The organism is Brevibacterium iodinum ATCC 49514, from assembly GCF_900169265.1.
Classification (GTDB): Bacteria; Actinomycetota; Actinomycetes; order Actinomycetales; family Brevibacteriaceae; genus Brevibacterium; species Brevibacterium iodinum.
The window spans coordinates 87,395-101,430 of record NZ_FXYX01000011.1 but is presented as its reverse complement, the minus strand read 5'-3'; the positions used below and the strand labels follow the sequence as shown (position 1 = coordinate 101,430).

Here is a 14,036-nt window from a genome sequence, read left to right as displayed (position 1 = left end):
AGGGCAAGACACCACGGTGTGGGTCAGCGCGAGGTGGAGTCACGATCACTGGACGGAGAGGCCAACACCTACTCTGCCAGCCAGTCCCAGACCAGCCACTGTCAATACTCACAGCGCGAGGTTGCTGGGCCGCCGTCAGGTAGCAATTGGGGGTGAATGTGAAAGGCCGCTTGGGTTCGGCTTCCCCTCCGAACCGCAAGCGGCCGCGCGCCGTAGCGCGCACGTTCAATACTACACAACTATTTCTGTACCGCGGTACTCGAAACGAAGATTTCTGACAGAAATCTCAGCAGTCTCAGGATCCGGTCGGCCGGGACCCCGAGCAGCTCAGTCGGCGAAGTCGTCGGGGGTGGGTTCCCGAGTCTGACCGGACTGCAGCAACGCGTCGGCGCGCAGCGAATCGATCGCCGCCTCGAAGTCCTCGAGCGAGTCGAATCCCTGGTAGACGCTGGCGAATCGCAGGTAGGCGACCTGGTCGAGTTCGCGCAGCGGTTCGAGGATCGACAGTCCCACCTCGTCGGCGTCGATCTCGGCGATGCCGCGCGACCGGATATTCTCCTCCACCCGCTGAGCGAGCTTCGCGAGATCATCGTCGCTGACCGGACGTCCCTGGCAGGCCTTGCGCACACCCGACATGATCTTCTGACGGGAGAACTCCTCGGTGACTCCGGAGCGTTTGATCACCGACAGGCTCGTGGCCTCCATCGTGGTGAAGCGGCGACCGCAATGACGGCACTGACGGCGCCGGCGGATCGCAGCGCCGTCCTCGCTGGTCCTCGAATCGACGACCCGCGAATCGGACTCTCGGCAGAACGGACAGCGCATCTCTACTCCTCGAACCTGATGTCGACAGCCCGGCCGTGGGCCGGCAGCTGTTCGCCGTCGGCGAGAACACCGATGTGCTCTGCCACCGCGGACAGTGCCTGACGGTCATAGTCGATGACCTGGCTGACCTTGATGAATGAGTGCACACCCAGCCCGGAGCCGTGAGCGGCGGTGCCCATCGTGGGCAGCACGTGGTTCGACCCGGCACAGTAGTCACCGAGTGACACCGGAGCCCAATCGCCGAGGAAGACAGCGCCCCCGTTCGTGATCCGGGCCCCGACCGCTTCCGCATCGACCGTGTGGACCTCGACGTGCTCACCGGCATAGCCGTTGACGACGGTGATCCCGGCATCGAGGTCGTCGACGAGCACGATCGCCGACTGCCTTCCGGCCAGAGCCGTCCCGATCCGCTCGGTGTGCATCGCCTCCGGCACCTGCACGTCCAACTCCTTCTGCACCGCGTCGGCGAGATCGACGGAGTCGGTGACCAGCACCGAGGCGGCCAGTTCGTCGTGTTCGGCCTGACTGATGAGGTCGGCGGCGACGAAGCGCGGATCCGCCTGTTCGTCGGCGAGGATGATGATCTCTGTAGGGCCGGCGACTGCGTCGATGCCGACTCTGGTGCGGACGAGCGACTTCGCCGCAGCCACATAGGCGTTTCCGGGACCGGTGATGAGGTCGACGGGCTCGAGTTCCTCACCGTCGTCGAAGCCATATGCCAGAGCACCGATCGCCTGTGCCCCACCCATCGCCCAGACCTCGTCCACGCCGAGGATGTGTGCGGTGGCGAGCACGATCGGGTGCGGCAGACCATTGCTCTGCGGTGGGCTGGCGATCGCCAGCGAGCGTGCGCCGGCCGTCTGTGCTGGCACGACGTTCATGATCACCGTCGACGGGTAGACGGCCAGTCCGCCGGGCACATAGAGTCCGACCCGATCGACCGGCAGGTGACGGGTGGTGACGAAGGCACCGGAGGCCAGTTCGGTGCGGACATCGACGGGGCGCTGATCGGCGGCGACCTTCCGGGCGCGGGCGATCGATTCGTCGAGCGCGGCCCTGACTGCGGGATCGAGTTCTGCCGCTGCTTCGGCCAGCGCGGATTCCGGTACCCGCAGCGTTTCGGGGCGCACTCCGTCGAAGCGTTCGGTGAAGTCCTTCACCGCGGCCGCTCCCCCACCGGCGACGGTGTCGAGGAGTTCAGCCACCCGTCGTTCGATATCGGCATGGGTCTCGGCGGCCCGAGGCAGCTTCTGCGCCAGGAATCGCCTGTTGAGGGTCTCACCACGGAAGTCCAGAATGTTCACCCGCACCATTCTAGTCTCCACAGCAGCACCGCTCTCCTCCCGCCCGAAGTGCGGACGAGGGCGGGCTCGGCGCTCGCGACTCAGACGCTCAGACAGCGGGATCCCAGCAGCGCCTTGAGGTCTCCGTAGAGGCTCGGGTTCGGGTCGACTCGGATCGATCGGTCGAGGCGCATCACCGTCTGCCGTCCCGGCTGGGACAAGGTGATGTGGACATCGGTCTGTCCCTTGTTGGATTCGAGGATCTGCTTGAGTTTCGTCGCCATCTCCTCGGTCGCCTTCTCCATCGGCATGATGAGGTTGAGCGGCCGATCGTTGGGATCGGTGACATCGGGAATCGTCATCGACATCGCCATCAACGAGGTCGGACGGTCATCGGAGGTGCGGATGCGCCCGGTCAGGGAGATCACGAGGTCGGTCGCCAGGAGGCTCGCCACGGGCTCGTAGGTGTCGCCGAAGAACATCACTTCGATCTCTGCTTCGAGGTCCTCCAAGGTCACGATCGCATAGGGACGCCCGGAGTTCTTCGACACCTTGCGGGTGACCTGCGTGATCATTCCGCAGACCTTGATCTGGGATCCGTCATGACGGTGCGACTCGGGATCGACCACCTCGGCGATGGAGGCATCGGATTCGGCGGCCAGCACGCCTTCGAGCCCGTTGAGCGGGTGATCGGAGACGTAGAGGCCGATCATGTCGCGTTCGAAGGACAGCTTCTCCTTCTTCTCCCACTCGGGACGATCGGGAATTGTCACGGAGAAACCCGGTGAGTCGTCTCCCCCGCCGAGCCCGGCGAAGAGATCGAACTGACCGTTGGCTTCCTGCCTCTTGACGCCGATGACCGAGTCGACGGCCTCCTCGTGGACTTCGACGAGTGAGCGGCGGCTGTGGCCGAGCGAGTCGAAGCCGCCGGCCTTGATGAGTGATTCGATCGTGCGCTTGTTGCACACATGGCTGGGCACCTTGTCGAGGAAGTCCGTGAACGAGGTGTAGGAGCCCTTCTCTCCACGGGCCTCGACGATGCCCTCGACGACGTGGGCACCGACGTTGCGCACCGCTCCCATGCCGAAGCGGATGTCCGTACCGACAGGGGTGAAGTGGAGAGCGGAATCGTTGACGTCCGGAGGCAGCACGGTGATTCCGAGGCGGCGGCACTCGTTGAGGTAGATCGCGAGCTTGTCCTTGTTGTCGCCGACCGAGGTCAGCAGGGCCGCCATGTATTCGGCCGTGTAATGCGCCTTGAGATAGGCGGTCCAGTAGGACACGACGCCGTAGGCGGCCGAGTGCGCCTTGTTGAACGCGTAGTCCGAGAACGGCAGCAGGATGTCCCACAGGGCCTGGGCGGCGGCTTCGGAGAAGCCGCGTTCCTTCATTCCGCCGAAGAATCCGACCTGCTGCTTGTCGAGCTCGGACTTCTTCTTCTTGCCCATCGCGCGGCGGAGGATATCGGCCTGGCCCAGCGAGTAGCCGGCGACCTTCTGCGCGATCGCCATCACCTGCTCCTGGTAGATGATGAGACCGTAGGTCGTATCGAGGATCTCCTTGAGCGGCTCCTCGAGCTCCGGGTGGATCGGGGTGACCTCCTGCAGACCGTTCTTGCGCAGGGCATAGTTCGTATGCGAATCCGCACCCATCGGGCCGGGGCGGTAGAGCGCCAGGGTCGCGGAGATATCCTCGAAGTTATCCGGCTTCATCATCCGCAGCAGGGCACGCAGACCGCCGCCGTCGAGCTGGAACACGCCGAGGGTGTCACCGCGGGTCAGCAGCTCGTACGCCGCCGGATCGTCGAGGGCGAGGTGCTCGAGGTCGAGATCGAAGTCCCGGTTGGCTTTGATGTTCTCCACCGCATCGGAGATGATCGTGAGGTTCCGCAGCCCCAGGAAGTCCATCTTGATGAGCCCGAGGCCCTCAGATGTCGGGTAGTCGAACTGGGTGATGACCTGACCGTCCTGGAACCGACGCATGATCGGGATGACGTCGATGATCGGATCCGAGGACATGATCACACCGGCGGCATGGACACCCCACTGACGCTTCAGCCCTTCCAGGCCCTTCGCGGTCTCGAAGGTCTCTCGAGCCTCCGGATCGGTGTCGACGAGTTCGCGGAACTCGCCGGCTTCCTTGTACCGCTTGGACCCCGGATCCTCGATGTCCTTGAGCGGGATGTCCTTGGCCATCTCCGCCGGCGGCAGCGCCTTCGTCAGGCGCTCACCCATCGAGAAGGGCTTGCCGAGCACACGCGCGGAGTCCTTCAGCGCCATCTTCGTCTTGATCGTGCCGTAGGTGACGATCATCGCCACACGCTCGTCGCCGTACTTCTCGGTCACATAGTCGATCACCTCGCTGCGGCGACGATCATCGAAGTCGACGTCGAAGTCGGGCATGGACACTCGGTCCGGGTTGAGGAAGCGCTCGAAGAACAGCCCGTGCTGCAGCGGATCGAGGTCGGTGATGCGCATGGCGTAGGCGACCATGGAGCCGGCTCCCGAACCACGGCCGGGCCCGACGCGGATCCCGTTGTCCTTCGACCAGTTGATGAAGTCGGCGACGACGAGGAAGTAGCCGGGGAAGCCCATCGAGATGATGATGTCGAGCTCGTAGTCGGCCTGCCGGCGGACCTCGTCGGGAACGCCGTTCGGGTACCGGTAGTCGAGACCCTTCGCGACTTCCTTGATCAGCCACGAGGTCTCGTCCTCGCCGGGAGGGCACGGGAACTTCGGCATGTAGTTCGCCGAGGTGTCGAAGGAGACTTCGCACTTCTCGGCGATTTCGAGAGTGTTGTCGCAGGCCTCGGGGAATTCCTTGAACAGGGCCCGCATCTCTGCGGGGGTCTTGAGGTAGTAGCCGGAGCCGGAGAAGGCGAATCGCGAACCGCCCTGATCGTAGGTGGGTTCGATGAGCTTGGATCCGGACTGAATGGCCAGCAGCGCCTCGTGCGCCTTCGCATCCGATTCGTGCGTGTAGTGGAGGTCGTTGGTGGCGACCAGCGGAATGTCGAGTTCCTTCGACAGCCGGATGAGGTCCTTCGTCACTCGCTTCTCGATGGACAGACCGTGGTCCATGAGTTCGACGTAGTAGTTGTCCTTGCCGAAGATCTCACGGTACTTTCCGGCGGCCGCCTTGGCCTCTTCGTACTGTCCCAGGCGCAGCCGCACCTGCACCTCTCCCGACGGGCAGCCGGTGGTGGCGAGGAGTCCGTCGGAGTAGCTCTCGAGCAGTTCCTGGTCCAGTCGGGGCCATTTCGCCGTCACCGAGTCCAGTGAGGCATACGACGATGCCTTGAACAGGTTGCGCATGCCTGTGTTGTTCCGAGACAGCAGGGTCATGTGCGTGTAGAGACCGCCGCCGGAGAGGTCGTCGCTCTTCTGCGATTCGTCGGTGCGCCACTTCACGCGGGTCTTGTCCCGACGGTCCGTGCCGGGGGTGACATAGGCCTCGACGCCGATGATGGGTTTGATTCCGGCGGCTGTCGCCTGCGACCAGAAGTCGAAGGCGCCGAACAGGTATCCGTGGTCGGTCGTGGCGATCGCGGACATTCCCGATGCCTTCGTCGCCGCCATCAGATCGGCGAGGCGGGCCGCACCGTCCAACATGGAGTATTCGGTATGGACGTGGAGGTGGACGAAGTCCTCGTTCGGCACTGGGCGCCGCCTTCCTGAAGTTGCCGGTGTTGCCGTTCCAGCTTAGTCCATCGGCACCCGCGGGTCGGGTTCCCGCGACTGTTGTTCCGGGCACTTCACGACGAGGCTCCGGTTAGTCCGGGTCCCGTCGGCGCGTCGCTCAGCAGTCAGTCTCCGACACAGTCCGGAAAGCGGCAACGCGTGCCCGCGGCGTCAGTTCGGCCGGATGCGGCCGAGCGCAGTCTGCAGGTCCTCGGGATAACCGCTTTCGAATTCGACCCACTTCTGCGTGTCGGGGTGGTGGAAGCCGAGTTTGACGGCATGCAGCCATTGGCGTTCGAGACCGAGTTCCTTCGCCAGCACCGGATCGGCGCCATAGGGCAGGTCGCCGACGCAGGGGTGTTTGGTGGCGGAGAAGTGGACGCGGATCTGGTGGGTGCGTCCGGTCTCCAGGTGGACCTCGACGAGCGCGGCACGGCGGTGGGCTTCGATCACCTCGTAGTGGGTGATCGCGTTCTTGCCTTCGGTGCGCACTGCGTAGAGTCCGTCGTGCTTGGGGTGTCGGGCGATCGGGGCATCGATGGTGCCGAGCACTGGATCTGGCAGTCCCTGTACGACCGCATGGTAGGTCTTCTCCACCGTGCGTTCCTTGAAGGCGCGTTTGAGCACGCTGTAGGCGTATTCGCTCTTCGCCACGACCATGAGCCCCGAGGTTCCGACGTCGAGTCGCTGCACGATGCCCTGACGTTCGGGGGCGCCGGAAGTCGCGATGCGGAATCCCGCGGCGGCGAGCCCGCCGACGACGGTGCGTCCGGTCCAGCCGAGAGCCGGGTGTGCTGCCACACCGACGGGCTTGTCGACGACGACGAATGCGTCTTCATCGTGGACGATGCGCATTCCCGGCACTGGATCGGGCACGACCTCGAGGGGCTTCTTCGGTTCGGGCATCATGATGTCGAGCCGTTCCCCGGCGATGACACGATCGGACTTGATGACCGGACGACCGGACATCTCCACTCCCCCGTCGGCGCAGATATCGGCGGCGGCTGTCCGGGAAAGGCCGAGCAGCTTCGACATCGCAGCGTCCACGCGCTGACCGTCGAGTCCCTCGGGGACGAGGATGGAGCGTTCAGTCATGAGAGTCCTCTTTCACGCGGGTGGAGTCCGATCCGTCGATGTCGATGCCTCTGAGGCTGACGATGACCAACGTCACCGCGGCAGCGGAGATCGCGATGTCCGCGACGTTGCAGATGAACAGCGACAGATCGATGAAGTCGACGACGGCTCCGTGCAGGAATGCGGGTTCGCGGAAGAGCCTGTCGACGAGGTTGCCGAAGAGTCCGCCCAGGAGCAGACCGAGACCGATCGCCCAGGCTCTCGAGCCGAGCTTGCGCGAGATCACGAGGATCGCTGCGAAGACGCCGATGGCGATGATCGGGAAGATCCACGTCACGCTCGAGCCGAGGCCGAGCGCGGCTCCGGGATTGCGGTAGAAGGTGAATCCGGCCAGCGATCCGATCACAGGCACCGGTGGTTGGTCTTCGAGGAGACTGACGGCGAGGAATTTGGTGAACTGATCGATCACGAGCACGACTGCCGCGATTGTGAACAGCAGGGCCATCATGGCGGCGCGAGGTCGTTTCAACCGTGAGGCAGGATCGTTCATTTGGTTCATTCTAGACCACCGCCGAGGCTGCGGGATTCAGCCGCATGACGGTGCAGTGTGCGAACACGACGGAGGCCCGGGTACTCCGCGGAGTTCCCGGACCTCGGTCGGTGATGCGCTGAGATCAGAGCTTGTGGTTCGAGGAACCGCCCAGTGGGCCGTTTCCGTCGAGGGTCTCCGGAGCCAGGCTCGTGGAGTTCTCGAGGTCACGCAGCTGATCGTTGAGGTAGCTCTTGAGTCGAGTGCGGTACTGGCGCTCGAAGTTCGAGAGCTGGTCGATCGAGCGCTCGAGGGTCGACTTCTGCGATTCGAGGGTCGACAGCGTTTCGTCGCGCTTGGCTTCGGCCTTGCGAACGATGTCGGCGGCTTCCTTCTCAGCGCCCTTGATGAGCTCGTCGCGCTTGCGCTCACCTTCGGCAACATGCTCGTCGTGGACGCGCTGAGCCAGAGCGATGAGACCATGAGCGTCTCCGTCGCCGCCGACCGCGGCAGCACCGAGACCGGCACCAGCAGCTCCACCGGCAGCACCGGCGGCCATCGCTGGTGCGGCGGAGTCGTCCTGTGGTGCGGGAGCGGCTTCCTTGACGACCGGGGCCGGGGTCTCTTCGACCGGGGCGGGAGCGGCAGGTGCCTCGGCCGGAGCCGGAGCCTCTTCCTTCTCTTCGGGAGCAGGAACAGCGGCGGGCATCGCCTGTGTGGCGTCGATGTCCTGTGCCGGTGCGGCGGAGGCGCCGCCGGCTTCGAGTTCCTTCACCCGCTGTTCGGCGGTGGAGAGCTTCTGACGCAGTTCGTCGTTCTCCTGGTAGAGACGGCGAATTTCAACGACGACCTCATCAAGGAAATCGTCGACTTCGTCCTGGTCGTACCCGTCGCGGAACTTCACATGCTGGAACCGCTTGTTTACTACGTCTTCAGGCGTGAGCGCCATGAGGTCACCTTCGGTCGATCTACATTCATTACGCTGCCGCCCAGAAGGACGGCTTCAACGTCACATTAGCGTAACACCTGCAGTTTTGTCCCGCAGTAATGGCGTGTCTCGCATTCAATGACGAAGTCTTCCGCATTCGAGGCTAACAACTCGAGCACACAGACAGCCAATTCCGGTGAGCATATTCACCATTTATCCGGTTTTCGATCAATCGAATGCCCTTCATCGACCGGCATATTCTTCACTCCGTTCCCCTCCCCATATCCATTCACAGTGGTTCTTCAGCGGAGCACACTGTGATGGCGGGCTTCAGGCGGAGGTGTGCGAAAGGTTGAAGAACACCGACGCGATGATCTGGATGCCGATGAGCAGGACGATGAATCCCAGGTCGAGAGACACCTGACCCAGCCGCAGCGGCGGAATGATCTTGCGCAGCAGCTTCAGCGGCGGATCGGTGAGCGTGTACACGATCTCGGCGAGGACGAGGAGGAACCCGGTGGGCCTCCAATCGCGGGAGAACACCTGGACCAGATCGAGCACGACTCGCGCCAGGAGCACGTAGACGTAGAGGCTCAGTGCAGTACCGAGGATGTAGAAGATGATGGCCACGTGGGTCGCCCGCGCCTTTCGTTGTTGCTTGAGTTCTGAGGCTTCAGCCTATCGGCTCCAGCTGAGGACGAGTTGAGAGATTCTCCAGCGTGCTCAGCTCTGGTTGAAGAAGCTGGCCTGAGTGTCCGAATCGGCTTCGCTCTCGCCGGCGACTTCGATGTTCTCGGGGGTGAGCAGAAAGACCTTGTTCGTCACGCGCTCGATCGACCCGTGGAGGCCGAAGATGAGACCCGCGGAGAAGTCGACAAGGCGCTTGGAGTTGTTCTCGTCCATCTCCGAGAGGTTCATGATCACAGGGGTGCCCTCACGGAAGGCGGCACCGATGACCATGGCGTCGTTGTAGCTGCGGGGGTGGATGGTCCTGATGCGGTTCATTGAGGTTCCTGGCGCCGGGGTGTCTACGGGACGAATCGGTGACGGGTGGATCGGTGTCACCGGAGCCGGAGTCCGTTCTTCGGCTGCGGCCGGTTCGTCGTACTGGTCGTCCTCGTCGAAGGTCTCGACGACCTCGCGGTCCCGGCGGGCGGGTTCACGGCGATCGGTGTGCTGGGTGGTCTCGTCCTCTTCTTCGACGAAACCCAGGTATTCCAGCGTCTTCTTGATTGCTGACATGTCTAAAGCTCCTCGGACTTCGGCACTTGCTCACCTGTCGCCCAAACTATCGCACGCGAGCATCCGGGCCGGTGAGTCCTATGGGTGTGTCGCGGTGTTTTCTTCCTGCAGCCAGATGATCCCTGCGAAACGGCCCGTGCGCTTCTGCCTGCGGTAGGAGAAGAGGTCCTCGGATTCCTTTGTGCAGGTGCGCGAGAAATGATCGATGGTCACATCCGCCCGGCGCAGCTGTTCGGCCATGGCCCCGGCGACGTCGAGTGCCGGTGTTCCGGTCACTGACACCGAGGCGGCTGTCGGCTCGATCGCCGCGACCTCGCTCCTCAGCTCGGCAGGGACTTCGTAGCAGCGCGGACACACCGAGGGACCGATGACCGCGTGGATGTCCCGTGCACCGGCGTCGTGCATCGCGGCCACCGTTCTGTCGACGATTCCTGCGGACATTCCCGGGCGGCCCGCGTGGACGGCCGCGATGACACCGGCGTCGGCATCGGCGAGCATGACAGGGGTGCAGTCGGCGACCATGATCGCCAGTCCGATCCCCGGGACGGTCGTCAGTTGGGCGTCGGCCTCCACCGGAGTCTGCCGCAGCTGTGCTTCGTCGCCGATGATGTGCACATCGGTGCCGTGGACTTGGGAGACGAACGAGAGCCGCTCCCCGCTCAGGCCGATGACCTGAGCGAGAGCGGCTCGGTTGGCCGCGACGAGCTCGTCATCGTCTCCGACGTGGCGGGCGAGGTTGAACGAGGAGAAGTCCCCGCTCGAGTACCCGCCGTGCCGGTCGGTGAAGGCGACGTGGGCGGCGCGCCCGCCCGGGACGACGAACCTCGAGCGCAGCATATTACTTGAGGAAGTCCGGGATATCGAGGTCGGAGTCGAAGTTCGAGCTGCTGCGTTCGCCCGGCAGCGAAGCGGGAATCTGGTGTTCCTCGCTGCGGCGCGGCGCAGGTGCAGGCTCATCGGCTTCTGGGGCCTCGGGCCCGGACTCGGCGATGACGGGCGACTCGGATTCGGTCTCGGCCGGAGCAGCGGCCGGGATCGGCGCGGGGATCTGGTCGGATCCGGCGACCTCCGCGTTCGGGGAGGTGTTGTCGAATCCGGCGGCGATGACGGTCACTCGGCATTCGTCGCCGATGTTGTCATCGATGACGGCGCCGAAGATGATGTTCGCCTCGGGGTGCGCGGCCTCCTGGACCAGGCGTGCGGCCTCGTTGACCTCGAAGAGTCCGAGGTCGCCGCCGCCGGTGATGCAGAAGAGCACTCCGTGGGCGCCGTCGATGCTGGCTTCCAGCAGCGGGGACGCGATCGCGGATTCGGCCGCCTGCACGGCACGGTCGTCGCCGGTTGCCGCACCGATGCCCATGAGCGCGGTCCCGGCATCCTGCATGACCGACTTGACGTCGGCGAAGTCGAGGTTGATCAGACCCGGGACCGAGATGAGGTCGGTGATGCCCTGGACACCGGAGCGCAGGACCTCGTCGGCGGAGCGGAATGCTTCGACGACGGAGACGCTGCGATCGGAAATCGAGAGCAGACGGTCGTTGGGGATGACGATGAGGGTGTCGACCTCTTCGCGCAGCGCGGCGATTCCGGCTTCTGCCTGCGCGGAACGACGGCGTCCCTCGAAGGTGAAGGGGCGAGTGACGACGCCGATGGTCAGAGCGCCGAGCGACCGGGCCACGCGGGCCACGACCGGGGCTGCGCCGGTTCCCGTGCCGCCGCCTTCGCCGGCGGTGACGAAGACCATGTCCGCGCCCTCGAGAGCGTCGCGGATGGCGTCTTCGGAGGATTCGGCGGCTTTCTTGCCGATCTCCGGGTCTGCGCCGGCGCCGAGGCCTCGGGTCTGGTCACGGCCGATCTCGAGCTTGACATCGGCGTCGGAGAGGACGAGAGCCTGGGCGTCGGTGTTGATCGCGATGAACTCCACGCCGCGCAGGCCGACGTCGATCATCCTCTGTACAGCGTTGACACCGCCGCCGCCGGTTCCGGCAACTTTGATGTCCGCTCCGGATTGTGGGAATTCAGCCAAGTCGGTTCCTCGTCTCAAGCGCTTGCGCTCCGCAGGGTCTGCGTGCGCATTCGGTCTGTGTTCTCTGCCCTGAGGCTATTGGGCGGGGCAATCTCACTGCAACCATTCTCGCCGGAGTGTCGGGGTTCGGCCAAACTTCACACCCGGTGTGTCGGGGCCAAACGGAGGCAATCGCAGCGACTGGCGCATACGTGGCAGCGCACGGGGGCCCGGACCGGCCGCGGCGGAGTGTTCGACATCGGTTCTGGCCGACGACCGGCCGAGCGGGACTCAGTCGGTCACGGGCACCGAGGGCACGGAGACATCGATCTCGGTGCGGCCCTCGGCGGCCAGCTGGGCAGCGGTGCGCACCTTGAGGCTGGAGTCCGAGGAATCACCGAAGACGACCGTGGCCTTCTGCTTTCCGGTGTCGAGACGTCCCTTGAGGCTCATGGCATCCTTGGCCTCGATCGTCACCAGCTGTCGCCTCAGCTCCGGTCGCAGTTCGCCCATGAACCGGATGACCGCGGAGACGGTCTCTCTGTCCGGCTGGTGTCCGCCGCCGCTGAGCACCGTGAGCTTCTTCAGTGGTGTGTCGACAGTGCCGAGGTCGACGGCTTCGGAGTCGTAGAGGCGATAGCCGGATTCGCCTCTGATGGCGATGACGGGGGTGCGATCGGTGATCTCGATCTTCAGCGCTCGGGGGCCCGCGTAGTGGACGGAGGCCGCCTCGGCTTTCGGGAATTCCTTCAGCACCGCGTCCTCGACTCGGCCGGGGCGCACCTGCGGCAGCGGTCGGCCACCCTGGTCGTCGAGCACGAAATTGCTGACCTTATCGGTGTCGAGCAGGCGACTGCCGCTCACCTGCACCTTCTGCAGGGACAGCAGCGGCGAGAACCAGGCAACGGCGACGAGGGCGATGAGGGCGGCCACGATGCCGATGGCGATGAGGCGTCGTCGCCAGGTCTTGAGGCGACGGGCCCGGATGACTCCGGTGAGGTCCGCGGTGGAGTTGTCACCGGCCTGAGCCGGGGGAAGCGGCACCATGGGCGTCAGCCCTCCAGCGCGCTCAGCAGCTCGGGCCCGAGGATGGTCACGTCACCGGCACCGACAGTGAGCACGAGATCTCCGGGCTTCACTCGAGCGGCGACGAAGGGGACCGCCTCGGCGAAGGACTCCAGGAAGGTCACGTTCTCGTGCGGGACCCGGTCGGCGATGAGCGCGCCGGTGACTCCGGGCACGGGGTCTTCGCGCGCGGGGAAGACGTCGAGGACGACGACCTCGTCGGCCAGACCGAGGGCCTGTCCGAACTCCTCGCGGAATTCCATCGTCCGCGAGTACAGGTGGGGTTGGAAGACGGCCCAGACCCGTCCCCCGTCGGTGACGACTCCGCGGGCGGCGCTGAGCACCGCGCGCACCTCGGTCGGGTGATGGGCGTAGTCGTCGATGACGCGCACGCCGGCGGCGATTCCGCGTTCTTCGAAGCGGCGGCGGGTGCCTCCGTAGCCGGCGAGTCCCGTGGCCGCGCGCTCGAGATCGGCGCCGAGGCTGTGTGCCACGGCGATGGCGGCAGTGGCGTTGAGCGCATTGTGCATTCCCGGCTGCCGCAGTTCGACTCGCAGCTCGCCTTCCCGTCCGGGCAGGTCGAGGACGAAGCTCGAGCCGATTCCGGAGTCGAGGTCGCGCAGCACGATATCGGCATCCTCGGACGTGCCGTAGAGGACGACATCAGCTCCCTGGCTGCGGGAGTGCAGGGCGACGTCGTGGGAGCCGGGATCGTCGGCGCAGGCGATGATCGTTCCGCCCCGGGTCTGGATGCCGTCGCAGAACTCGATGAAGGCTTCGCGCACCTTCTCCGGGGTTCCGTAGTGGTCGAGGTGGTCGGCTTCGACGTTCGTGAGGATGCCGATGGCCGGTTCGTAGAGGAGGAACGATCCGTCGGATTCGTCTGCTTCGGCGACGAAGACGTCTCCGGTGCCCAGATGGGCGTTCGTGCCCGTCGTCGACAGCACTCCCCCGATGACGAACGACGGGTCGACTCCGCAGGCCTGCAGCGCCACGGTGGTCATCGACGTGGTCGTGGTCTTGCCGTGGGTGCCCGCCACGGCCACGGCCCGCCGGTCGACCATGAGGGACGCGAGTGCTCCGGAGCGGTGGAGGATGCGCAGTCCCCGGCGCTGTGCTTCGACGAGTTCGGAGTTGTCCTTGCGGATGGCCGAGGAGATGACGAGGGTATCGGCCTCGCCGAGATTGTCGGCCGAATGTCCGATCGTGACCGTGGCGCCCAGGGTCCGGAGAACGTCGACGACGTTGGATTCTTTCGCATCCGAACCGGAGACGGTGACTCCGTTCATGACCATGATCCGGGCGATTCCGGACATTCCCGATCCGCCGATGCCGATGAAGTGGACGGCTCCGAGTTCGCCGACGGGAACGATGTTCGCGGGGCTCGTGTTCGCAGAGGTCATGA

At 64.9% G+C, this 14,036-nt stretch carries 12 protein-coding genes; all 12 read right to left on the bottom strand.

Translation table 11 applies throughout. From position 1 onward, the window contains the following. Nucleotides 1-327: 327 nt before the first annotated feature. Nucleotides 328-825, bottom strand: coding sequence for a transcriptional regulator NrdR (nrdR, locus tag BI49514_RS09430; protein WP_025777954.1), 498 nt, complete (start codon nt 823-825; stop codon nt 328-330). 2 nt (nt 826-827) lie between these two features. Next, a complete protein-coding gene (gene hisD, locus BI49514_RS09425; RefSeq protein ID WP_101546299.1) occupies nt 828-2,138 on the bottom strand; it encodes a histidinol dehydrogenase in 1,311 nt (436 codons plus the stop codon). 71 nt (nt 2,139-2,209) lie between these two features. Further along, the gene (gene dnaE / locus BI49514_RS09420; RefSeq protein ID WP_244195337.1) at nt 2,210-5,719 is read right to left on the bottom strand and encodes a DNA polymerase III subunit alpha; all 3,510 of its coding nucleotides are present in this window, start codon (nt 5,717-5,719) and stop codon (nt 2,210-2,212) included. Nucleotides 5,720-5,959: 240 nt separating this feature from the next. After that, a complete protein-coding gene (locus BI49514_RS09415; RefSeq protein WP_101546297.1) occupies nt 5,960-6,883 on the bottom strand; it encodes an RluA family pseudouridine synthase in 924 nt (307 codons plus the stop codon). Then, on the bottom strand, nt 6,876-7,412 hold the full coding sequence (locus BI49514_RS09410; RefSeq protein WP_101546296.1) for a signal peptidase II: 537 nt from the start codon (nt 7,410-7,412) through the stop codon (nt 6,876-6,878). The genes BI49514_RS09415 and BI49514_RS09410 overlap by 8 nt, the downstream gene beginning before the upstream one ends. Nucleotides 7,413-7,536: 124 nt before the next feature. Continuing rightward, nucleotides 7,537-8,340: a DivIVA domain-containing protein gene (locus BI49514_RS09405; protein WP_101546295.1), complete on the bottom strand. Its 804-nt coding sequence runs from the start codon at nt 8,338-8,340 to the stop codon at nt 7,537-7,539. Nucleotides 8,341-8,649: 309 nt separating this feature from the next. Continuing rightward, a complete protein-coding gene (locus BI49514_RS09400) occupies nt 8,650-8,949 on the bottom strand; it encodes a YggT family protein (RefSeq protein ID WP_101546294.1) in 300 nt (99 codons plus the stop codon). A gap of 93 nt (nt 8,950-9,042) precedes the next feature. Further along, nucleotides 9,043-9,561 (bottom strand): cell division protein SepF, encoded by a 519-nt coding sequence (locus tag BI49514_RS09395; protein ID WP_101546293.1) that lies wholly within the window; start codon nt 9,559-9,561, stop codon nt 9,043-9,045. A gap of 78 nt (nt 9,562-9,639) precedes the next feature. Beyond that, nucleotides 9,640-10,398 (bottom strand): peptidoglycan editing factor PgeF, encoded by a 759-nt coding sequence (pgeF, locus tag BI49514_RS09390; RefSeq protein WP_101546292.1) that lies wholly within the window; start codon nt 10,396-10,398, stop codon nt 9,640-9,642. Between the two features lies 1 nt (nt 10,399). Beyond that, nucleotides 10,400-11,587: a cell division protein FtsZ gene (gene ftsZ / locus BI49514_RS09385; protein ID WP_101546291.1), complete on the bottom strand. Its 1,188-nt coding sequence runs from the start codon at nt 11,585-11,587 to the stop codon at nt 10,400-10,402. Nucleotides 11,588-11,857: 270 nt separating this feature from the next. Beyond that, nucleotides 11,858-12,613 (bottom strand): cell division protein FtsQ/DivIB, encoded by a 756-nt coding sequence (locus BI49514_RS09380; protein WP_101546290.1) that lies wholly within the window; start codon nt 12,611-12,613, stop codon nt 11,858-11,860. A 5-nt stretch (nt 12,614-12,618) separates the two neighbouring features. After that, nucleotides 12,619-14,034 (bottom strand): UDP-N-acetylmuramate--L-alanine ligase, encoded by a 1,416-nt coding sequence (gene murC / locus BI49514_RS09375; protein WP_101546289.1) that lies wholly within the window; start codon nt 14,032-14,034, stop codon nt 12,619-12,621. Between the last annotated feature and the right edge of the window lie 2 nt (nt 14,035-14,036).